General features: G+C 41.5%; 15 protein-coding genes. 10 read left to right on the top strand and 5 right to left on the bottom strand.

Translation table 11 applies throughout. The features are described from left to right. Nucleotides 1–16: 16 nt before the first annotated feature. Nucleotides 17–1,789, bottom strand: a complete 1,773-nt coding sequence (locus AB1Z56_RS19150) for a SusD/RagB family nutrient-binding outer membrane lipoprotein (protein WP_426789880.1) — start codon at nucleotides 1,787–1,789, stop codon at nucleotides 17–19. Between the two features lie 11 nt (nucleotides 1,790–1,800). Further along, nucleotides 1,801–4,956, bottom strand: a complete 3,156-nt coding sequence (locus AB1Z56_RS19155) for a SusC/RagA family TonB-linked outer membrane protein (protein ID WP_426789881.1) — start codon at nucleotides 4,954–4,956, stop codon at nucleotides 1,801–1,803. Nucleotides 4,957–5,562: 606 nt separating this feature from the next. Between AB1Z56_RS19155 and AB1Z56_RS19160 the strand changes: the two genes are divergently transcribed. Then, nucleotides 5,563–6,210: a DUF6266 family protein gene (locus AB1Z56_RS19160; RefSeq protein ID WP_426789882.1), complete on the top strand. Its 648-nt coding sequence runs from the start codon at nucleotides 5,563–5,565 to the stop codon at nucleotides 6,208–6,210. Nucleotides 6,211–6,225: 15 nt separating this feature from the next. On the opposite strand, the gene AB1Z56_RS19165 is transcribed toward AB1Z56_RS19160, so the two are convergent. From AB1Z56_RS19165 to nagA, 3 genes are all read right to left on the bottom strand, one after another. Next, nucleotides 6,226–6,780 carry an acyl-CoA thioesterase gene (locus AB1Z56_RS19165; RefSeq protein WP_426789883.1) on the bottom strand — a complete coding sequence of 185 codons (555 nt, stop codon included), beginning with the start codon at nucleotides 6,778–6,780 and terminating at the stop codon, nucleotides 6,226–6,228. Between the two features lie 99 nt (nucleotides 6,781–6,879). Further along, nucleotides 6,880–8,505, bottom strand: a complete 1,626-nt coding sequence (locus tag AB1Z56_RS19170) for a glycoside hydrolase family 10 protein (protein ID WP_426789884.1) — start codon at nucleotides 8,503–8,505, stop codon at nucleotides 6,880–6,882. Nucleotides 8,506–8,598: 93 nt separating this feature from the next. Then, nucleotides 8,599–9,705, bottom strand: a complete 1,107-nt coding sequence (gene nagA, locus AB1Z56_RS19175) for an N-acetylglucosamine-6-phosphate deacetylase (RefSeq protein ID WP_426789885.1) — start codon at nucleotides 9,703–9,705, stop codon at nucleotides 8,599–8,601. Nucleotides 9,706–9,852: 147 nt separating this feature from the next. Between nagA and AB1Z56_RS19180 the strand changes: the two genes are divergently transcribed. The 9 genes from AB1Z56_RS19180 to hflX all read left to right on the top strand — a co-directional run bounded on the left by AB1Z56_RS19180 (nucleotide 9,853) and on the right by hflX (nucleotide 21,950). Beyond that, nucleotides 9,853–9,984 carry a DUF6728 family protein gene (locus AB1Z56_RS19180; RefSeq protein ID WP_338112831.1) on the top strand — a complete coding sequence of 44 codons (132 nt, stop codon included), beginning with the start codon at nucleotides 9,853–9,855 and terminating at the stop codon, nucleotides 9,982–9,984. Between the two features lie 12 nt (nucleotides 9,985–9,996). Then, nucleotides 9,997–10,383, top strand: a complete 387-nt coding sequence (locus AB1Z56_RS19185; protein WP_075994494.1) for a RidA family protein — start codon at nucleotides 9,997–9,999, stop codon at nucleotides 10,381–10,383. Nucleotides 10,384–10,386: 3 nt separating this feature from the next. Further along, entirely contained in the window at nucleotides 10,387–11,319 is a 933-nt protein-coding gene (locus AB1Z56_RS19190; RefSeq protein WP_426789886.1) for an EamA family transporter, read from the top strand. A 433-nt stretch (nucleotides 11,320–11,752) separates the two neighbouring features. After that, a complete protein-coding gene (locus AB1Z56_RS19195; RefSeq protein WP_426789887.1) occupies nucleotides 11,753–14,812 on the top strand; it encodes a SusC/RagA family TonB-linked outer membrane protein in 3,060 nt (1,019 codons plus the stop codon). 96 nt (nucleotides 14,813–14,908) lie between these two features. Next, nucleotides 14,909–16,579, top strand: coding sequence for a RagB/SusD family nutrient uptake outer membrane protein (locus tag AB1Z56_RS19200; RefSeq protein WP_426789888.1), 1,671 nt, complete (start codon nucleotides 14,909–14,911; stop codon nucleotides 16,577–16,579). Between the two features lie 357 nt (nucleotides 16,580–16,936). Then, entirely contained in the window at nucleotides 16,937–17,347 is a 411-nt protein-coding gene (locus tag AB1Z56_RS19205) for a hypothetical protein (protein WP_426789889.1), read from the top strand. 44 nt (nucleotides 17,348–17,391) lie between these two features. Next, a complete protein-coding gene (locus tag AB1Z56_RS19210) occupies nucleotides 17,392–18,105 on the top strand; it encodes a hypothetical protein (protein ID WP_426789890.1) in 714 nt (237 codons plus the stop codon). A gap of 36 nt (nucleotides 18,106–18,141) precedes the next feature. Beyond that, a complete protein-coding gene (gene recG / locus AB1Z56_RS19215; protein ID WP_426789891.1) occupies nucleotides 18,142–20,247 on the top strand; it encodes an ATP-dependent DNA helicase RecG in 2,106 nt (701 codons plus the stop codon). Nucleotides 20,248–20,759: 512 nt separating this feature from the next. Beyond that, nucleotides 20,760–21,950 carry a GTPase HflX gene (gene hflX / locus AB1Z56_RS19220; protein WP_293900791.1) on the top strand — a complete coding sequence of 397 codons (1,191 nt, stop codon included), beginning with the start codon at nucleotides 20,760–20,762 and terminating at the stop codon, nucleotides 21,948–21,950. The last annotated feature ends 9 nt before the right edge of the window (nucleotides 21,951–21,959 follow it).

Raw genomic sequence — 21,959 nt, forward strand, 5'->3', positions numbered from 1 at the left:
GGCTTTCAAATTTAAATTATTCTTTGATATCCCACCAAACCGGGAATGACCATATATCGTCATTTAACGCATTTGGGTGAGACGCTTTTAAATTATCGGAATTGTAATTGATTTCATGCGAAACCTGACGTACTCTTCTGAAGTGTTTGCCCATTGGTATTTTCGTCTGAGCCAGTGATGTTACCGTATATTCATACGGAACTGCCCAGCCCGGGTAAACTAAATTACTATAATCATACCGCCTCATATCATTCCAATTTTGTTGTGAAAAGGAGAGGGCGATGAATTTTTGCGCCATAATTTTAGCTAGCGTAATATTTGCAGCAGTACCAATTCCATTATTTAAAAAATTATCAATTTTGGTTTGTTGCATAGGGGACTTGCTCACGTTGATATTTCCGTAAGAATTTAATTTAATGTTCATTAAATCGATATGTGCTTTAATCCCATCTTTATAGGCGTTAAAAGCACCAGCCTTGTCACCTTTGTTAAATAAAACCTCAGCTTTGATAAAACACATCTCCGGATAAGCGACTAAATGTGTAGGAGCATCGGGACGCGAATAAAAGGTTCCTGAGGCGCCTACTGTACCATCACCCCATTTAAAGATATCTGAATTATCGCCGTCATATCCAATAGAGCTGCTCTTTACCGAGACATAGGTTGTGTCCCCCCAGCGATTTTGTTCCGCAGCATTGATATACCACGAATGTGGAGCGACTTTTCGACCATTACTTTCAATGGCCACATCCTTTTCATTATAAGATGCCATAATAGGACCTTTGTCCATTCGGATACTGGATTGCATATCGACACCTTTAGTCCGGACAAACTTTTTTGGATACCCAAATTCAGCCCACGGTAACAATTTATCCGCACGAGGATCTTCCACTCCTTTATTGTCAAAGTTTGTCAATAGTTGTTCATACCAACGGGTTACAAATACATTTCTGTTCATACCAGCATTATCAAAAACAATAGAAGTCTTTACAGGGTCTGCAAAGAGGATATCGCCAATATTGTCAGCTTTATCATCAATATGCGCAACCACGGTACTTTCGCCCACAGATAAAGCCGCATTGTTTAACGCCGCCAATATTTCATCTGGCTTATATAAGCTCGTTTTCTTAGAAAGATTATTTAACCATCTTGCCTTAAGCCCATAGCACATCTTCAACCATTTATTAACATCACCTCCATTCCAACTATCCCCTTCTGACAGTGGAGTCGCTTGAGCGGGTTGTGTCATTTTAAAATAAGCGATTGCTTGATCGATATCCGCTAGACAGCCTTCGAAGATCGTCTTACCATCATCAAATTTTGGCGTAATTGCATTACCTAAAGCCTCGGTATAGGGCATTTCGCCATACCAATCGGTCATCAGCATAAAGCCCATGGCACGAATTGCACGCAAGGCCCCCAAATAGTGATACGCTTCCTCTGCCTTCGCCTTCTCTTCCATATCCTGAAAATTAGCCCCCGCCCCCACAAAGAAGAATTGATAAGGCGTCGTGGACATACCTGAAGATGGATTCCAGCCCGCAACCAAACTATTGGACGCCGTACCACTTGAATAAGTCAATTGTTGGGTCACAAATCCCGCCCGTGTACCGGCAGTACCCTGCGCATACATATAATAATGCTGTATCCAAGCCAACCGACTTTTGACAGAAGCCACTGTATTTGACGGTGTATTCGGATCTACGTTAATATCTAGCCAATTTTTGCCACAGGAAGAAAACAACGTCAAGACCAGTAGCATGGAAACGATTTTTTTATATTTATTCATGACTTCTCTCTTTAAAATCTAAAATTTAATCCAAACATAACACCAGCGGTACTCGGCACACCATTATAATCAATACCAACAGAGCTCGAACCCACAACCCCAGAGCCAGCCGCTGAAGCCTCAGGATCCAGTCCTTTGTAATTGGTCAACAACCAAAGGTTCGTACCCGTCAATGTCGCCGTCAACCCTTTCACAACCTTAGATACTCCGGCATTCTTTAAGACACCATCAGAAAAATTATAAGACACCGAAATATTCCGCAACCGCAACCAGTTTGTTTTTGTCATAAAGTTGGCGCTTTCACGCATGTAATAGTCCCCCCAGTAATCTTGAATAATTTTTTTACCGCTCGTACTCTTTCCGTTAAACGGATACATCTGATCGGCGATAAACGTAAAAGTCTTATCCTCATAAACATCGGTAGCCCCATCCTTAAGAACAACCCCCTCAATCATCAATTTATCCCGATCTTCGGTCCGCTTACTCAAGCCCGCAAGGGTCATCGCATATTCTGTACCGTTATAGATATCACCACCGATACGGAAATCAAATAAGAAGGAAAGATTAAAGTTTTTATAAGTCAAACTATTATTGAAACCGCCTAATAACTTAGGTTCACGATTACCAATATCATAAGTAACTTGATTATCACTCGTAGGCATACCTGTCTTTGCGTCCAGGATCAATTTTCCATCTGCTGTTCGTGACCATTTTGACCCAGAAATCGCCATAAAATTACCGCCATTAAAAGAAGCTGCTTTCGCATTTCCGACCTGAACGTCTGTTACATAAAGAATATCTACTCCAGCAATCAGGTTATCTACTGTACCTCTATTCTTGGACAGATTTAAAGTCGACTCCCAAACAAAATCTTTCTTTACAATTGGTTTTCCTGTCAAGGACAGTTCCATCCCCTTATTATAGATATCACCCGCGTTCACAGAAACGAAGATGTATCCAGTTGACTGCGCCATACGAGGGGAAAGGATCTGATTATAGGAATTATTGGTATAATAGGCATAATCAACGCCCAATCGGCCTTTGAAGAAGCGTAACTCTGCACCGACCTCAAAAGAACTCGTCGTTTCAGGTTTCAGAATCGGATTTCCCTTTTGCCAATTATTTCCAGAACCGACTATTCCACCCAGGTATTCTACCGGCTTCCAGAGGTAAGTATTGGTTACATAAGGTAGCGCGTCTTTACCTACACGAGCCCAAGACGCTCTTAACTTTCCGAAATCCAACCAATCAGGCCGGCTATCTTTCAAGAGTTCACTAAAGACAAAGCTACCACCCACCGATGGATAAAAATAGGATCTGTTGGCGACGGGCAATGTTGAAGTCCAGTCATTCCGCCCCGTTGCATTCAAAAACAAGATATTTTTATACGATGCCCTCAACTCGCCATAAACACCATACAAACGTCTGTTCGCATGCGTCACCGTAAATTGCTTATGTGCATCATCCGTATTTTCAAAGCTATAAAAATCCTCTACTGCAAAACCATATCCGATACGCCTGTTATTGGTTGTTTTGGTCTGTTCTGAGAAAAATCCGACTAAAGCCCCTAGATCAAAATCACCGACTTTCTTATTGAAATTGGACATCAGATTAGATGACCAATAATTGAATTTCAGATCACTTTCCGAGAGCATACCATCCTGCCAAATTTTCTTGATCGCCCCCTCTCTCGCTATCCTAGTTGAATTTTTTGTCAGATAACTATCCATACCTACACGGTAAGAAAGGCTCCACCAATCAAAAATTGGCAAATTAGCATTAATATTACCTGTGATTCGTTCTGTATTATCGCCTAATTTATTGCGGTTAATTGTCCAATACGGATTTTCAACATCATCTATCAATTCTTGTCTACCTTCAAACATCCGATATTTCGTTCCATCATCGTTGAGATACTTTTTCATATCATCACTCCGGGACCAACCATATAACGATTCCATAGCACCAGCCCCTCCAGAGCCCCATAAACCCGCGGATGTCAATGTTTTATCAGTATTAGCAAGCGAATAGGCTACATTCGCACCAACGGTCAATTTGCCGAATTTTTGATCACCATTAAAACGAAAAGTCGTCTTGTTAAACTTCGTGGATGGAACGATTCCCTTTTGATCAAAACGAGATCCCGAGAGGTAAAAAGATCCATTTTTATTTCCTCCCGAAAGGTTTACCGTATTGTCAACTATCGTTGAATGCTGAAAAAAATCCTTTACATTATTATATACAACATCATTAGACCCGAACTGTTCACCCCAGGATTGCGTGGTATAAGTATCTAATACCCCAGCATCATTATAATACCCTCGTTTGTATTTGCCCTGTTGTTCAGGAAGCCTATTCGCCCAATTATCTGAGAAACGACTTGAAAAACCAATTTCAGTACGGCCCTCCTTTCCTTTTTTTGTTGTAATCACAATAGCCCCTGCAGCAGCTCTTGATCCATATAAGGCAGCAGCCGCCGGACCTTTTAATACCGACACATTATCAATGTCTTCGGGGTTAATATCCATTACGCGGTTACTATTGGACGAAGATGTCGCCGTAGCCCCATCAAAAGCACTATTTCCACCGATAATAGTGGAGTTATCGTAAATTACACCGTCCACCACAAACAAGGGCTGATTGTCACGTTCCAACGACGTACCTCCCCGCAGAATAATCTGTGCGCCGGCACCTGCCGAACCAGATGATTGGGTTACATTAACTCCCGCAATTTTCCCGGACAAAGAATTAATGACATTCGCGGTTTTATTTTTCATCAACTCATCCGATTTAATATCCTGAACGGCATAACCGAGCGCTCTCTTCTCCTTCTTAATTCCCATTGCCGTCACAACAACCTCGTCAAGCGCCTCCTCACTTCCTGAAAGCGCAACGTTGATCGTTGCATTGGCACCAACTAATTGCTGTCTTTCTTGAGAACCCACGGCTCTAAAAATCAAAATGTCGCCTGGCTCCGCATTGATTGTGAAACTTCCGTCCGGTTTGGTCTGGGTGCTGACAGATTTACCTTTGATGCTCACGGTTACATTAGGCATAGTACCACCATCAGAGGCATTCGTCACTTTACCCGTTACAGTTTTGGTCTGTGCCCATAAACTGGTTGACAGCATCACCCCTGAACAGAATAAGAGAAATTTTTTATTCATGGTTTTTAGTTAGTTGTTAATAATTTTCCATAACGGGCGGTTCCAACCCTAGGTTTATATCAATTACTACACAATACTATGAAAAGCTTCCTGTTTTTGCAAGCTTATGCGCAATTATTTGAAAAAGAAATAACAAGAAACACATTAACGCATAATATGACAGCAAAAAACCCATCAAACCCAATAAAAATAGTGACAAAAACGCACATCACAGCAAAATCAAAGCAAAAACACCATATAAAAGCATTTAGCACCCTAATTACCCTACATTACAGCTAAAAAACAAAACACTATTGCAATAAAACCACCAATATCACGCATCATCCAACAAATAACATCGCTTTTATGCAAGAAAATGCCGCTTATCTATCGTCATTTTATGTTAATTAATAGAGATCATCTTGTGCGTTTCTTCGGTGCTCGTTCGGTGCTTCTTCGGTACTTGTTCGGTACTCCTTCGGTGCTTCTTCGGTTGCAAGCGAATAAAGTCCGACTAAATTCCGTTTAAGCTTCGTTATAATTCCGAGAAAAGGCCGAACTTAATTTTGACCGATATCTATTTATTTTGTAACTTAAAGAAAAATCAATAGCAATTAACTTAATATTATGGCAGTCATTAAAAACGGTGCCAATGGCACGCTTTCGGGCAAAGCAGGATCAGTAGTGTTTGTTACCAATGGAAATACAACCTACGCAAGGAGTCTACCAAAGAAAACCCAAAAAAAACCTTCTGCAGATCAAATTCAATCAAGGTCGCGTTTTTCCCTTATCCAGAAATTCATCTCTCCAATGCTAGGCTTATTAAGGATCGGATTTAAAAATTATAACTCCGATAAAAAGGCCTATAGTAACGCCATGTCTTATAATCTCAATCATGCGACAGAAAAAACCGAAACTGGCTATGCCATCAATTATGAAAACTTTCGCGTGAGTAAAGGGATCCCCAATCCCATTTCCACCCATACCTTTCAGGTAGATAAAGAGACAAAAACATTTACACTCACCTGGGAATATGATGCAAATACTGCATCGCAATACGACATTAGCTCAAGTAATTGCCGTTTGCTGCTATACAATCCCGATGAGTGCGCATTCACAAATGAAAGCATGAATCCCCTGACGCATAAAACACAGACAGCCAACCTAGCCCTACAGCAAACTGTCGGCAACTATCATGTCTATGTCTTTTTCTACAAAACAGACGGAAGCGATGAATGCACAGACAGTAAATATCTAGGGACATTTGAATGGTAAGAAAGGGATGAAGACTTAAGAGCTCAGACTGATCCTCACATCAAAATGCGCTGTGATATAAGCTTGCTGCTCGGCAGAGTCCGTTTCCAGATCGTGGATAGCACGATCTCTTTCTTTGTCGACCTCCATCTTCACCACACAACGGTAGAAACGAAATACATCTTTTTCGGTCTCCAATATTAACCTTGGCACCCGGGCAGGCTTGCCTGTTTCATCTTTTGCCACCATCGTAAAATAAGAGGAATTACAATGCTTGGTTTCACCCGTCTGAATATTCATGGCTTCGACCCGAATACCGACTTCCATAGAAGAGTTACCTACATAATTCACAGAAGCGATCAATGTCACCAATTCCCCCACCTCAATAGGCTTCAAAAAATCAACTTTGCCAACGGAGGCCGTTACACAATAATGTGCAGAAAATTTGGACGCCACAGCAAATGCGATCTGATCCATCAATGATAAAATATAACCGCCGTGTATCTTACCGCCAAAATTAGCATTCGAGGGCAACATCAGCTGTGACATCCGAATCACAGAGTCGCTTACCGTTTTATAGATTTCTTCCATACCTATAAATTTACCTTGGATAGATTACAATTCAAAACAAAAAAGGGATATCTAAAATTCAGATATCCCTCTTCTAACTGTTGATGATACAACAGCTCGTTATTTTATCTTCTCAGCGACATAAGGCCCTTCGTTGCTCAAGCGGTCAACAGCTTTTACCGCAACATACTGCAGTTTCTTGTTGTTCAATGTCGTTGGAATGTCCTTACTTGTAACCTCCGGATCCAGAATCTCATATTGCCATACCCCACCGTAGTTGAGATATAGTACCCATTTTGAAACCTGATCAATTTGCTGGTGCTGCCATTTCAAAAAGACGTTACCGCCTTGTGGAGTTACCAGCAAAGTCGGCTTCAATAAAGGATTAGCATTCAACCAAGGGCTAGTAGGCACCAATGCCTTCACCTGATAAGGTCCATTCACCAAAGCTTGTGTCATGGCTGGGTTTTTGGTCAACCCCGCCAGACTCCAATGGATTACACCTTCCCGATTATCTGGCAATAGTGTACGTGCTGCCTCAACCTGATTGACAATTTCCTGAACATATTCCGGACCACGTCTGCCCACCGTATTGATACCTGGCCAAAGGTGACGTCCCAGTGTGTTTTCACTTTCCCACCATTTCAACAAAGCCGTATAACTCTGTTTGGCTGGCTGTATAGGCCAATATAGCTGCGGAGCAAAATAGTCTATCCAGCCTTTGTTCAACCATAATTTAGCATCTGCATAAAGCATATCATACTGGCTGGAACCTTGGATACCCGACGGGTAGCCTGGTTTCCAGATGCCAAATGGACTGATACCGAATTTCACAAAATTCTTCTCTTTCTTAATATCCTTATAAATACGTTCGATAAAGGTATTGACACTATTTCTACGGAAGTCACCGCGCGATAGATCCCCTCCATTACGTTTGTATTCATTATAACTATCCGAGTCTGGGAAATCCTGGCCACCATTATATTCCGCGTAAGGATAGAAATAATCGTCAAAATGCACACCATCGATATCGTAACGTTTAACAATATCCATAACCACGCGTGCTGCGTGATCCTGTGTCGATTTTTTGGATGGATCAAACCAATAATAGCCCTGTTTCAATTTGACAACCGATTCGGGCATTTTGCGCGCCATAGAAGCTGAAGTAACAGCACCGCCAGCGGTATGATGGGCACGATAAGGATTCAACCAAACATGCAGCTCGATTCCTCTTTTATGCGCTTGTTCCACCCAGAAATCGAGTGGATCGTAATAAGGAGAAGGTGCTTGTCCCTCTGTACCGGTCAAAAAGTAAGACCAAGGTTCAAGATCACTTTTATAAAATGCATCCGCCGATGGACGCACTTGAAAAATAACGGCATTGAAATTATTGTTTTTCAAAAAATCCAAAATACCGATCGCTTCCTGTTGTTGTTCAGCTGTACTCAGATTGTTCTTGCTGGGCCAATTGATATTTGCAACAGACGCCACCCAAGCTGCGCGAAATTCACGTGGTAACTTGGGTAAGTCTACAACAATTTCCTTCTTTTTTTCTGCAACTGGTTGTTCTTTTGTCTCAATTGTGTTTTTCACCCGCTCGCGCTTTGGTACCGTCGGCGGATCTTTTTTTACAATTTCGACATTAGTAGTTGTGGTATTGACAGGCTCTTGTTTTTTATTTTTCTTGGATGAACAAGAAGATAAAACAAAAAATGCTGTCGCTAAAAATAGTAGGGAACGTTTCATCAATCTATAGAATAGTGTTTTTTCAAAATAACTAACGAAGATACGTATAATATTAGTCAATCCCGACCAGTCGGTCAATCTTCCCGAAATGGATTAGCGCTTTAACTCACCCTTGAAGATCACCTGCTCCAACTTAAAGTCGCCGTTAAAGACTATGACATTCGCCATGCTTCCGTTATTAAGGTTTCCGATATCCGCTCTATTTAAAAGACTTGCGGGATACAGCGTAGCCATTCGGATCGCTTCATCGAGTGGTATGCCAACCTTTTGCACAGCATTTTTTACCCCCTCAAGCAAGGAGATTGCGGCTCCTGAAATGGTGCCGTCCGGCAAAGCATAATATCCATCGTTCAATACATGCTGATAAATATCTTTATCGCACGCGGCTACAGCATCGGTAATCATAAACAGGCGGGCTCCCATCTGACGTTTTGCAATTTTCACTGCTTCAAAACTTACATGATGCCCATCGACAATAATACTTGCTTGCGCTGTCGGATGATTAAAAATTGCGCCGACCAACCCGACTTCACGATGATGTAAAGGCGACATTGCATTAAACAGGTGGGTACTTGTTGGAATCCCAAGATCATAACCATGGGTTCCTTCTTCGAAGGTCGCATCACTATGTCCTGCACTGAGCAACAAATTATAGCCCTGTAAGTGCTGTAACACATCGTCTGCAATACACTCCGGTGCTATAGTCATCATCTTGACAACCTGATTTCCCACCAAAAGATCGTCAATCTTTTCCTTAGTAGGCTCGATAATTAATTCCGCAGGATGAGCACCCCGTTTTTTAGGATTCAAGAAAGGACCTTCCAAATGCAATCCTAAAAATGCATCGTGCCGGAAGCCTTCTGCCACCCGAATGGCATCCTTAAATACGGGGATCGTATTTGTCGCCAAGGTCATCATAAAAGAAGTTGTACCTTTACCGACCAAACCCTCGGCGATCCGTTCCAAAGAGGCTATACTACGCTCAGCGGAATACAAGTCCGATCCGTCACCGTACAATTGAAGGTCAATCAGCCCAGCACAAACATTAGACCCGTTAACTGGATAACTGGTATAATCTGCAGGCACCTCATGATCACTGACAATCGCTACAATTTTACCTTCGCTGATCAGCAATGCTTTTTGTTCCAAAATCGACTCACCAGTGTATATTCTGCCTCCAATTAATGCTATCTTATTCATATAATTTTTTTTCGTTTACCAAGTTACCAAAATTCAAAAAAATCCGTCCACTTGTACAAGATTTTGTTTTATCGTATACCGAGAGTTCCTTCAAAGTTTTTGATCTTTTCATTTTCACTTTCTAATTTACTGTTGTAACTTAGTTCCATGTACTTTTTTAGAAAGCGTAACGCCGATCGCCCCTCAAATGGCAGCATAAAAGCGATGCATATTATTAATGCAACGGCCATTATTGTCTTTTTATTGGGCCTGATCTACAAAATATTTTTTACATCCTAAACACTGTTATCCATGTCAAAAAAAGAAATTTTAAATACCGACAAAGCTCCTGCTGCAATTGGCCCCTATAATCAGGCTATCAAAGCCGGTAATACATTATATGTCTCTGGACAAATTCCATTGATTCCCGAAACAATGGAGTTAATTTCATCGGGCGTGAAAGACGAAGCGCACCAGGTACTGAAAAATGTTGAAGCCATCCTGACACATGCGGGATATACTTTTGAAGATGTTGTCAAAGCTTCAATTTTCTTAAGTGATATGGGCAATTTTGCATTAGTCAATGAAGTATATGCGGAATATTTTAAAGAAGCGCAGCCTGCACGCGAGTGTGTTGCGGTCAAAACTCTTCCCAAGAACGTCAATGTCGAAATTTCAGTCATTGCCTGGAAAGATTAATCCGTGGAAAACAGCAACGAAACAACAAGCCGCGGAAAATATCTTTTCGCGGCTTTTTTGGCGCCTTTTATCTGGGGATTTATGTCTATCCCTGTACGCTGGATACGCGGCTATCCGGCGGAAGATATTCTGTATTTTAGAATAATAACGGCACTCCTGGTCCTCTGGATATATATTTTGCTTTTCCGCAGAAAAACCATGGCTGCAGATATTCGTAAGTTCCAACTTCTACCACGGACAGACAAGCTCCGCCAGACCTGCTTTACCCTACTCGCGTCAGCGTTCATCTTTGGAAACTGGTTTACTTATATCTACGCTGTCAACCACATCAGCATTCAGTCTGCGGCATTGGCCTACCTGACCTGTCCCCTGATAACTGCAGCTGGAGCCTACCTTATACTCAGGGAGAAATTGGCCCTTTGGCAGAAAATAGCGCTTTTTATTGCTTTTGGCAGCGTTTGCCTACTTGCAAATGGCTCACTACATGATGTCCTCTGGGCTATTACTATTGCCACCTGTTACGCTTTTTATCTGATCGTGCAACGAGTTTCTACAGGTTTTGACAAACTTAATCAACTGGTGATCCAACTCAGTATATGTGCATTGTTTGTGATCCCCAAACTGATCTACAATCATCATACAATTCCTGCAGAACCCATATTTTGGGGCACCATATTTCTTATCGCGTCTCTATTTACGATCATCCCCCTTTTCTTGAGCATGTATGCACTCATTGGCATTTCATCGACAACGACCGGTGTTCTGCTTTACGTTAATCCATTGATTGCATTTACTTTGGCAGCAACTTATTTTCGAGAGCCTGTTTCGCCAGTCAAGTATGCCGCTTATGGAATCATATTTGTTGCAATTGTCATTTTTAATTTAAAAAACATCAAAGCGGCTTTGTCCACATCGAAGACGCATGCAAAACAATAGATCATCCGTTATTTTCAGATAGCTCTTAAATCAAGTACATTGTCTGAAATTACACAGATTACATCTTTCTGATGATGAAAGACAACAGCATAATCTCGATGCAAAAAAAATGACAAAACACACAATTAATTAATTATCAACAACTTAATAACAAAAAATACATTATATGTATCATTTCTGTTTCATAAAATTTTTGATTTTTGCTCAACTATAGTAAATTAGACTTTTATTAAGGGAAATCACACCGCTTTTTCTTCCTATAAATTAGGTATTGAGTAGCACAAACTATTACAGATAATCATTTATTTTGCCCCCCGATTATTCAATATCCCATCTTCTAACCAAAATGCTAAATGGAATTAGCCCATTTCATTAGAAATTTCACCGTTATGAAAATATGTATATAAAAAACTGAATATAACACATATACTATATGAATAACAAATTATACTCTACATTAAGGGTGTTAGGTATTGTTCCAACAATGCTTTTTTCAGCATCTTTATTGCACGCGCAAACCAACCAGATAAAGGGAACGGTTGTAGACGCTAAAACCAAAGCTCCTATTCCAGGTGCCACAATCAAAGTATTGGGTACTTCCAACGCAAGTTCTACGGATGTGAAAGGTGCATTCCAGATCAATGTCGACGACAAAAACCGCATATTGAATATCAGTACTGTCGGTTATGAAAATAAAACAGTCACATTAGGACCTGGAGAAACGACAGTAACAGTAAGTCTCGATGAACAGACACAGCAACTTGAAAGTGTGGTTGTTACTGCTTTGGGGATTAGCCGTGCACAGAAATCTTTAACATACTCCACACAACAGGTGAGTGGTGACGAATTAAATAAAGTTAAAAGCACCAACTTGGCCAATAATTTAAATGGTAAAGTCGCGGGTGTTAACATTGCTTCCAGCTCTTCTGGACCGGGTGGTTCAGCAAAAGTTATTTTGCGTGGTAACAAGTCGGCTTCCGGAAACAACCAGGTACTTTACGTTGTTGATGGGGTTCCAATCAACAACCAGACATTAGCTAGCCAGCCAGACAACGTCTTCGGTGGACAGCGTGACGGTGGCGACCCTATTTCATTGATCAATCCAGAAGATATCGAAAACATCTCTGTATTGAAAGGTGCGTCTGCAGCGGCATTATATGGTAGCCAAGCTGCCAACGGCGTTATCTTGGTCACAACAAAATCAGGCAAACAAGGCCGCACAACGATCAATTTCTCATCAAGTGCACAGATCGAACAAGCCGTATCGACACCTAAATTCCAAAACCAATATGGCCAAGGTTCGGGTGGTAAAAACAGTAACACCAGTGTATTTAGCTGGGGCGACAAAACCAATGGCGCAAATTATGACAATGTAGGTGAATTTTTCCGCACAGGTAGCAACTTCACCAATTCATTGACATTATCCGGAGGTAACGAAAAAAATCAAACGTACTTCTCCTATGCTAATACTCTAGCTAAAGGTATTCTTCCAGAAAATGACCTGATGCGTCACAATTTCAACCTTAAGGAGAGTGCATCATTTTTTGATAATAAGTTAACCGTTGAAGGTAGTGCCAATTACATTACCCAAAAATTGGATAATGCGCCTACTTCAGGCTTTTATTACAATCCATTGGTTGGAACCTACCTATTACCTCGAAGCTTAAATATTGCGGATTATAAAAATTTCGAAACCTTCAACACAGGCCGTAATCTTTATGATCAAAACTGGTTTACTCTTTCGGACGACGAGACTACCCAACAAAATCCATGGTGGATCATGAACCGTAATTCAACGCGTTCAACACGTAATCGTTTACTCTTGAATGGTAGCGCAAAATACAAAATTGCACCTTGGATCAGCGTACAGGCCCGTGGTAGTGTAGACCGTACCAGCGAAGTATGGGACCGGAAAGCTTATGCCGGCACACAACACATTTTAGCGCGTGAAAATGGGGCTTATAGCTATACAAATACCACGATCACCCAACAATATGGTGATTTAACCGCCAACATGAACTTTAATATTGGCGATAAATTACAAATCACAGGATTGGTTGGTACAAGTATCACCGACTGGAAAACAGAAGGTACAGACTTCAACACCGGTAAAGATGGTTTGAAAGTTCCCAATCAGTTCTTTATCCAAAATACGACTACTCCGGTCACTTCGACACTGTCTGCAAACCGAAGACAATTACAATCGGTATTTGCATCGGCTAACTTAGCCTACGACAACTGGATTTATTTGGATTTGACTTCACGTTGGGATTGGTCGAGCACATTGGCCTATACACCGCAAAACCCATACGCTTATCCATCGGTTGGTTTAGGTGTTGTATTGAACGACAAACTTAATCTTCCCGAATTTGTGAATATGGCCAAAATCCGTGGTTCCTATGCAAAAGTCGGAAATGATCTTCCGCCTTATACCACATTGCTTACCAACCGGGTAGATCCTTATGCGGTGCTAACGGTAAATGATATTGCCTTCTTGAAAGAATTAAAGCCAGAGAAAACAGCTTCTTTGGAGATTGGTACTGAATGGCGCATGTGGAATAACCGTTTAAATGTTGACGTTACGTATTACAAAACAAACACCACAAATCAATTTTTCAAAATTGCAGCTGGAAATGCATCCCTCAATAACATGTATGCGGTTAATGCCGGAGACATTCAAAATCAAGGGGTAGAAGCATTGGTATCCCTGGATGCGATCAAAAATGACGATTTCAAATGGACGACCAGCCTCAACTTTACGTACAATAAAAACAAAATTGTAAAACTTGCTGACGGTATTTCTGAATTTACATTAACAGGTGAGGGACGTAATAATTTTGCATCCAAATTGCAAGTTGGTGGTTCATTCGGAGACATCTATGGTCAAGATTTTGTACGTGATGCCCAAGGAAGGATTCTTATTTCCGAGGACGGTATTCCACAGAAGAACAACACCTACACCAAACTTGGGAATTCAAACCCAATTTGGCAGATGGGCTGGAACAACAGTTTCAATTATAAAAATTTCAACTTAAGCTTCTTGATCGACGGTAAATTTGACTACCAAGTGATGTCCGTGACACAAGCATTGCTTGACGGCTATGGCGTATCTAAAGCTAGTGGCGATGCTCGTGCCAATGGGGGTGTTAGTATCAATGGGGTTACACCAAGCGGTAAAGCCGTAACAACAGTGGACGCCGAAAAATGGTACACTTCTACGGCTGGTATGGGCCCTGTTAGCAGCCAATATATTTACGACGGAACGGTGGTGAGATTGCGTGAATTGACTTTCGGTTATGACTTCAATATTAAAGACAGTTTCTTCAAAAAACTTCGCGTAAATGCCGTAGGAAGAAACCTATTCTATATTTCGAAAAAGGCTCCTTTCGATCCTGAAGTAACGATGTCTACGGGTAATTCCTTAAGTGGTGTGGACATCTTTATGATGCCGGCAACACGTAACTACGGTCTTACACTAAATGCAACTTTCTAAACGGCCAACAATGAAATATCCATCGCTAAAAAATACATATATCGGTAAAAATGGCGAGGGTATTTTATATAGTCTTAAAATACAAACGATTAAAAGATGAAATTTAACATAAAAAACATATCCAAGTTCTCACTCGCTTTTTTAATGCTTGGCGGCACCTTAAGTAGTTGCACCAAGAATTTTGAGGACTATAACAAAAATAACATTGGCGTTACGGATGAGGATTTAAAAGGTGATGGCCAAGATCTTGTCATTTTCTTGCGAAATGCACAGATGTCTATTTACAATTTCTCAGGCGCAGGCGACCCCAACTCTTATCAAGTACAACAGAATCTGAACGCGGATGTATTTTCAGGTTTCTTCATGTCTCCTACGCCTTTTAATAGTGGACAGAACAACCTGAATTATGCCATGGTGAACGGCTGGAATGGAGAACCATTTAAAGTACTCTATCTGAATGTCATCAAATCTATTGAAAAGCTAAAAAGCAATGGACTTGCAGAAACATATCCAGCACTATGGGGCTCCGCATTAGTGATCAAAGTAGAAGCGGCCAGCCGTGTTACGGACATTTATGGTCCTATCCCATATAGTAAAGTAGGCACCTCCAATACCGTTCCATACGACAAACAATCCGATGTATATGCTGCTTTCTTCAAAGAGCTCGATGAGGCTGTAACAGCATTAAAATCATACAAAGCGGATAGCCCAATGGCTGCTAAAATAGACCAGATCGATCTTGTATTTCCGAATACAGATAATCAGGTCAGATTTAAAAATTGGTTGAAAATTGCCAATTCATTGCGCCTTCGTTTAGCGATGCGTTTGGTTAAAATCGATGCAGCATTAGCGAAAACGCAAGCTGAAAAAGCATTGGATCCAGCAAATGGCGGCGTATTGGAAAGCAACAGCGAAAACTTCAAGATCACTATCCCGGCAGATGGAACCTATAGCAATCCGCTTTGGTTTATTTCCAAAAACTGGGCTGATACACGTATCAATGCCACGCTGTCGTCCTACATGGTGGGATTAAACGACCCTCGTATCTCTAAATACATGGCTCCCGTCATTAAAGATGCTACCACAACAGCTTTCGCCGGTAAATACATCGGAATTCGTACAGGTGCAGAGGGTATCGAAAAGGATAAATACCAAAAACTATCGGCTTTGAATACCGAAGGTACAACGCCAACTTTCGTTGCGACAACAGCACCGGTATTAATGACTGCTGCTGAGGTATACTTCCTGCGTGCGGAAGCAGCATTGAGAGGTTGGAACAATGCTGGCGGAACAGCGCAATCACTCTATGAAAAAGGTGTGGAGACTTCCTTCACGCAATGGGGTGTAACAGCGGGTCTAAGCACTTACCTAAATGACAATACAAGTAAGGCAGCAGCTTATGAGGATCCTTTCAATGCGAAGAATAACGCAGATTCACCGAGTGCGCTGACCATCAAATGGAATGACGGTGCTACCAACGAAGAAAAATTGGAACGCATTATCACACAAAAATGGTTGGCAATCTTCCCAGAAGGACAAGAGGCTTGGAGTGAGTTCCGCCGTACAGGATATCCACGTCTATTCCCAGTTGTTGTCAACAACAGTGGTGGACTAATCGACACGAAAATACAAATCCGTCGTTTACCGTTCCCACAAAATGAATATAACACAAATGCAGCTGAAGTACAATCTGCAATCTCCTTGTTGGGCGGACCTGACAACGGCGGTACCAGACTTTGGTGGGATGTAAATAAGGGTAATTTCTAATCAAGAGATCATCCGTAATAAATTTTCAAACGGGGCTATTCAAAATTTGGATAGCCCCGTTTTTATATAATTTTTATACCCTATCCAACGCAAGCTCACAATGTAAGAAAGCAGGTCGATATGGCCCTGCTCGACTAAAAAATTACCAGTCCGGGGTTCAAATACATCCAGTTCTGCATGAATGTTGTTTTAAAACTACATTTTTACTAACATATTGTTGTTTCAAACCTACAAAATAACAGAAATCATCTGCACTGGATCTCAAAATCAAGTTTCCCTTAACAAAAACTTAATAGAAATCCTTTGTAGCAAAGACCAAGAATTACCCGTTTTTTTAATAAAACCAAGACGAACATTATGAAAAATCTTTCCATTTTGGGTATAACCACTCTCATGGCATGCTGTATGCTTTTTGTTGTTTGTAAATCGGAGTCACATTTAGAAAACCCCTACAAGAACAAAACAGAAAAGGAACTCGAGTCCCTATCCAATGAAAAATACAGTAAAATCATTGCCTTTGCTAGCCCCAAAGCATGTAGTGATGCTACGGAATGGGAAATGATAGAAATGCAGACAGTATGTGGGACAAATTACCTTCCCTATCACAAATCCGTTGACAAAACAACCTTGCAAAATATGATCAATGACAACAACCGGCTGATGGAAATATACCAGCCAATGGTGGCGCCCAGAATAAATTGTATACCTTATCGCAAACCATTGGGCGTGATCTGCAAAGAAGGAAAAGCAGACATTAAATATGAGTAGACAGATTACAACCATAAAAATAACAACACCTAGATTTGCCAAACATGAAAAAAATCACCTTTTTACTTCCGATTATTGGATTTATACTTTTCCTTGCTTGTTCGAAAGACAATTCTAAATCATACGAATACTGGAATGAACAAGTCAATGCAAAAGCACAGGAGCTCACCACATTGCTACAATCTGTTCCCTGCACAAATATTGAAGAGTTTGAAATTATACAACACCCTTATTATACCTATTACCTGGTACATTCTTCACTGAAAAATCAATTCGAAAAATTGAAGCTCGAATTAGATCATCTCCAGAGTGAGCGAAATAAAGCAGCCGAACGTGAAGATAAAACGTTCTATAATACACAAAACCTGTCCATGCCTATACCCAATCCACCCGTGGGAAAAGTCTGTTATAACGGTAAGGCCGCACTTCGCTTTGCTTACGAATTATCGCTTGAGGAAACCAATGCCGAACTGCCCAAAAGATACAAGGAGCTGAAGGAGTTCTATAAAGACGTGACCTGCTCGAATCCAAACGATTGGACCAGTCATTTTCTACGTTCAGGCTGCTGTATGGAAGGAATTGCAGTCCACAAAACCATTCGATCAACCGAGATGATAGAAAAAATAGAGCTCTACAACCGTCTCATGGAAAACAAGCTGCGTTTGGAGAAAACAAAATGTGAAGGTGGCTGTCCAAATATGGCCAGACCAGTTCAATGCAAGGATGGCAAACCATTTGTAGAAGTATATAAATCTTAAAAATTAAATTTTTCGTAATTTAGCCATTCAAGAAGAATGGCTGAATTAAGTTTAATTACCCCCATAGAATACCTCAAAGGTGTAGGTCCACAAAAGGCAGATGTACTCAAAAAAGAGCTACAGGTATTTACCATTGGTGATCTATTGACGCAATATCCTTTCCGTTATATCGACCGTACGGAGTTCCATAAAATCCGGAAACTTCATCCCGATATGATGGCCGCGCAGGTCCTGGGCCGTTTGGTTTCGCTACAACTCGTGGGCGAGAAAAGAACGAAACGTCTTGTTGGCTCATTCAAAGATGAAACCGGCTCCATGGAACTGGTCTGGTTTCAGTCCATCCCCTGGCTCCAGAAATCATTGAAAGTCGGGTCTGCCTATATTATTTATGGCAAGCCAAGCGAATTCAATGGACAATTATCCATTACGCATCCCGAAATGGATCTGTATAACCCACAGGTTAAACAGATCGGCAACATGAGTTTACAGCCAGTTTATTCATCAACAGAAAAACTTAAAAAGTTCAATCTGGATACCAAAGGAATCCAACGCTTACAGCAGACTGCATTGGAAACCGTATTCCGTGGTATTAACGAATCGCTCCCTTCGGATGTCCTTACTAAACACCGTCTCATTTCCAGGCAGAATGCTTTAGCTTCCATACACTTTCCAAGCGATCAAAAGGAACTGAACCAAGCAATCAAACGCATCAAGTTTGAAGAATTATTCTTTATACAGCTCAAGTTGCTCAACAACAAACAGCTCAATACCCAGAAGTTTAGAGGCCAGCGCTTCAATAAAGTCGGCGAAAAATTCAACACGTTCTTTAATGAGCGCCTTCCATTCCCGTTAACAGGAGCACAGAAGCGCGTTGTGAAGGAAATCCGCATAGACACCAATACCGGCGCGCAGATGAATCGTCTGGTGCAGGGTGATGTTGGCTCCGGAAAAACAGTTGTTGCCCTCATGAGCATGCTGCTCGCTGTCGACAATGGATTTCAGGCCTGCATGATGGCGCCAACAGAAATCCTGGCGACACAGCATTATCATGGGCTAAAGCAGCTCGTGGGCGATGACATCGTCACTATCAAGCTACTTACGGGATCCACAAGCACGAAGGAACGCCGTTTGATCCACCAGGCACTGGAAGATGGCAGCCTGGACATTCTGATTGGTACACATGCCCTGATCGAGGATAAAGTACAGTTCAAAAACCTGGGTTTTGTTGTTATTGACGAACAGCACCGCTTTGGTGTGGAACAACGGGCCAAACTCTGGCGAAAGAATATCATTCCACCGCACATGCTGGTCATGACAGCCACGCCAATTCCACGGACATTGGCGATGACCATGTACGGCGACTTGGACATCTCCGTCATAGACGAATTACCTGCAGGACGTAAACCGATTAAGACTGTTCACTTTTTTGAAAGCTCGCGTTTGCGGATGTTTGGTTTTATGCGCGAGGAGATCGCCAAGGGAAGGCAGGTATACCTGGTATATCCCCTCATCAAGGAAAGCGAAAAACTGGATCTGATTTACCTGGAAGCAGGACTTGAGAACTTACAACGCGAATTTCCACTACCACAATACAAGATCAGTATTGTTCACGGCAAGATGCCCGTAAAAGATAAAGACTTTGAGATGCAGCGTTTTGTCAAACATGAAACGCAGATCATGGTTGCCACTACAGTTATTGAGGTGGGAGTTAATGTTCCCAATGCATCGGTGATGGTCATTGAAAATTCAGAACGTTTTGGGCTATCACAGCTGCACCAATTGCGGGGTCGTGTAGGCCGTGGTGCCGAACAGTCTTTCTGTATCCTGATGTCGGGCAATAAGCTGAGCAAAGAAGGGCGATTAAGGCTGGACACCATGGTGCGTACCAATGACGGGTTTGAGATTGCAGAAGTCGACCTACAGCTACGTGGTCCGGGCGATATATCCGGTACACAGCAGTCGGGTGTACTGGACCTCAAGATGGCGAACCTAGCGACGGATCAGGAATTGCTTACTGAATGCCGTAACACCGTCATTGCTATTTTCAAAGAAGACCCAACACTACAAAGCGAAAAGAATCATTTGCTGCGAAGCTTTCTGGCAAGAAAATCCGATGGCATTGCTTGGGATAAGATTTCTTAATCGCATGTCATTTTCGAAATAAAAAACGGGGCCAGCAAATAAATCAACAACGTGTTTAAGTGAATAAACAGAGCACAGTGGAATCTAAAGGCCGCTCGTCAACATAAATAGGATACGAATTGTTGTTAATTAGCTCTTGAAGACAATTTATCTTTTTTGTATATAAAACCAAATTTATTTACTTTTGCATCATTATGAACATGATATAGAAAAATATCCCTTCTTTTACTAGGCAAAAGATGGCGACCGAACGCTTACATATTTTGAGTTGCCCTGGTAAGCAAATCACAGGAAATTTATTGGTTAATGAAGAATTATGTTATAATCGGCATCAGTCTTGTGTGGTGTACAAACACATAAATTCTTAAATTTACCTTTTCAAACAAAAACCGGGCTTGCGAGCTCATTGAAAAATAATTTAAAAAGTGAACGTATAACAAGCGATAGGCAAGAGCTCGTATTTCATAGCGTAATGACCTACCGGCTTCACTTGAAAGACTTAATAGTACAAAATGGCCAGAATTAAAATACACGATACAGCAATAAAACCCGAAACAGCCGTCTTGGTGAGTGTTATCACCCCAAGCGTGACGGAAACAAAAGCAAAGGAATATCTGGAGGAACTTGAATTTTTGGTGCAGACCGCCGGTGGTGAGACCAAAGGCATGTTTACACAGAAACTGGGTTTCCCGGACCGTGCTACCTTTGTGGGTAGCGGAAAGCTGGAAGAAATAAAAGCATATGTTGAAGCGGAAGAAATTGACATCGTTGTTTTCGACGATGAACTTTCACCTTCGCAGTTGCGTAATATTGAAAAAGAACTGAAACGCAAGATATTGGACCGCTCCAATCTTATCCTGGATATCTTTGCCCGACATGCCAAAACTGCACAAGCAAAGACACAAGTGGAATTGGCACAGCTGCAATATCTTTTACCACGTCTGACCCGTATGTGGACCCACTTGGAACGTCAGCGCGGGGGTATTGGTATGCGCGGTCCAGGTGAGTCACAGATCGAGACCGATAGACGGATCATCCTGGACAAGATCTCCTTGTTTAAAGAACGCCTAAAAGCAATCGACAAGCAAAACGAGACACAGCGTAAAAATCGCGGCGAGATGATCCGTGTGGCCCTGGTTGGCTATACGAACGTCGGAAAATCGACAATCATGAATATGATCTCCAAGTCTGATGTTTTGATCGAGAATAAACTTTTTGCAACACTGGATACAACAGTTCGCAAAGTTGTCATTGACAACCTCCCATTTCTGCTTTCAGATACGGTTGGTTTTATCCGCAAACTACCTCACCATTTGGTGGAATGTTTCAAATCCACACTGGATGAAGTTAGAGAAGCAGACGTTCTGATTCATGTGGTAGACATATCACACCCTAACTTTGAGGATCATATACAGGCGGTAAACGAAACATTAAAGGATATCAAAGCGTTGGACAAACCAGTAATTACAGTATTCAATAAAATTGACCTTTATAAACCCGCGATTGAAGAAGGACACGATGGCGAGGAAATCGAGGTAACATTGGAGGATTTCCGTAATTCCTGGATGGCAAAAAATTCAGACCCAGCGATCTTCCTGTCAGCAACAAATAAAACGAATATCGAAGAGTTCAAACAAAAACTTTACGATATCATTGTGAAGATGCACAATGAACGTTACCCATACAATAACTTATTGTATTAATTTTGACAA

The sequence above is a fragment of the Sphingobacterium sp. WOUb80 genome (assembly GCF_050058145.1).
Classification (GTDB): domain Bacteria; phylum Bacteroidota; class Bacteroidia; order Sphingobacteriales; family Sphingobacteriaceae; genus Sphingobacterium.

What these genes read in the sequence shown, in the direction of transcription:
- AB1Z56_RS19150 (WP_426789880.1), bottom strand. Translation starts at nt 1,789, where the DNA reads ATGAATAAATATAAAAAAATCGTTTCCATGCTACTGGTCTTGACGTTG.
- AB1Z56_RS19155 (WP_426789881.1), bottom strand. Translation starts at nt 4,956, where the DNA reads ATGAATAAAAAATTTCTCTTATTCTGTTCAGGGGTGATGCTGTCAACC.
- AB1Z56_RS19160 (WP_426789882.1), top strand. Translation starts at nt 5,563, where the DNA reads ATGGCAGTCATTAAAAACGGTGCCAATGGCACGCTTTCGGGCAAAGCA.
- AB1Z56_RS19165 (WP_426789883.1), bottom strand. Translation starts at nt 6,780, where the DNA reads ATGGAAGAAATCTATAAAACGGTAAGCGACTCTGTGATTCGGATGTCA.
- AB1Z56_RS19170 (WP_426789884.1), bottom strand. Translation starts at nt 8,505, where the DNA reads ATGAAACGTTCCCTACTATTTTTAGCGACAGCATTTTTTGTTTTATCT.
- nagA (WP_426789885.1), bottom strand. Translation starts at nt 9,705, where the DNA reads ATGAATAAGATAGCATTAATTGGAGGCAGAATATACACTGGTGAGTCG.
- AB1Z56_RS19180 (WP_338112831.1), top strand. Translation starts at nt 9,853, where the DNA reads ATGTACTTTTTTAGAAAGCGTAACGCCGATCGCCCCTCAAATGGCAGC.
- AB1Z56_RS19185 (WP_075994494.1), top strand. Translation starts at nt 9,997, where the DNA reads ATGTCAAAAAAAGAAATTTTAAATACCGACAAAGCTCCTGCTGCAATT.
- AB1Z56_RS19195 (WP_426789887.1), top strand. Translation starts at nt 11,753, where the DNA reads ATGAATAACAAATTATACTCTACATTAAGGGTGTTAGGTATTGTTCCA.
- AB1Z56_RS19200 (WP_426789888.1), top strand. Translation starts at nt 14,909, where the DNA reads ATGAAATTTAACATAAAAAACATATCCAAGTTCTCACTCGCTTTTTTA.
- AB1Z56_RS19205 (WP_426789889.1), top strand. Translation starts at nt 16,937, where the DNA reads ATGAAAAATCTTTCCATTTTGGGTATAACCACTCTCATGGCATGCTGT.
- AB1Z56_RS19210 (WP_426789890.1), top strand. Translation starts at nt 17,392, where the DNA reads ATGAAAAAAATCACCTTTTTACTTCCGATTATTGGATTTATACTTTTC.
- recG (WP_426789891.1), top strand. Translation starts at nt 18,142, where the DNA reads ATGGCTGAATTAAGTTTAATTACCCCCATAGAATACCTCAAAGGTGTA.
- hflX (WP_293900791.1), top strand. Translation starts at nt 20,760, where the DNA reads ATGGCCAGAATTAAAATACACGATACAGCAATAAAACCCGAAACAGCC.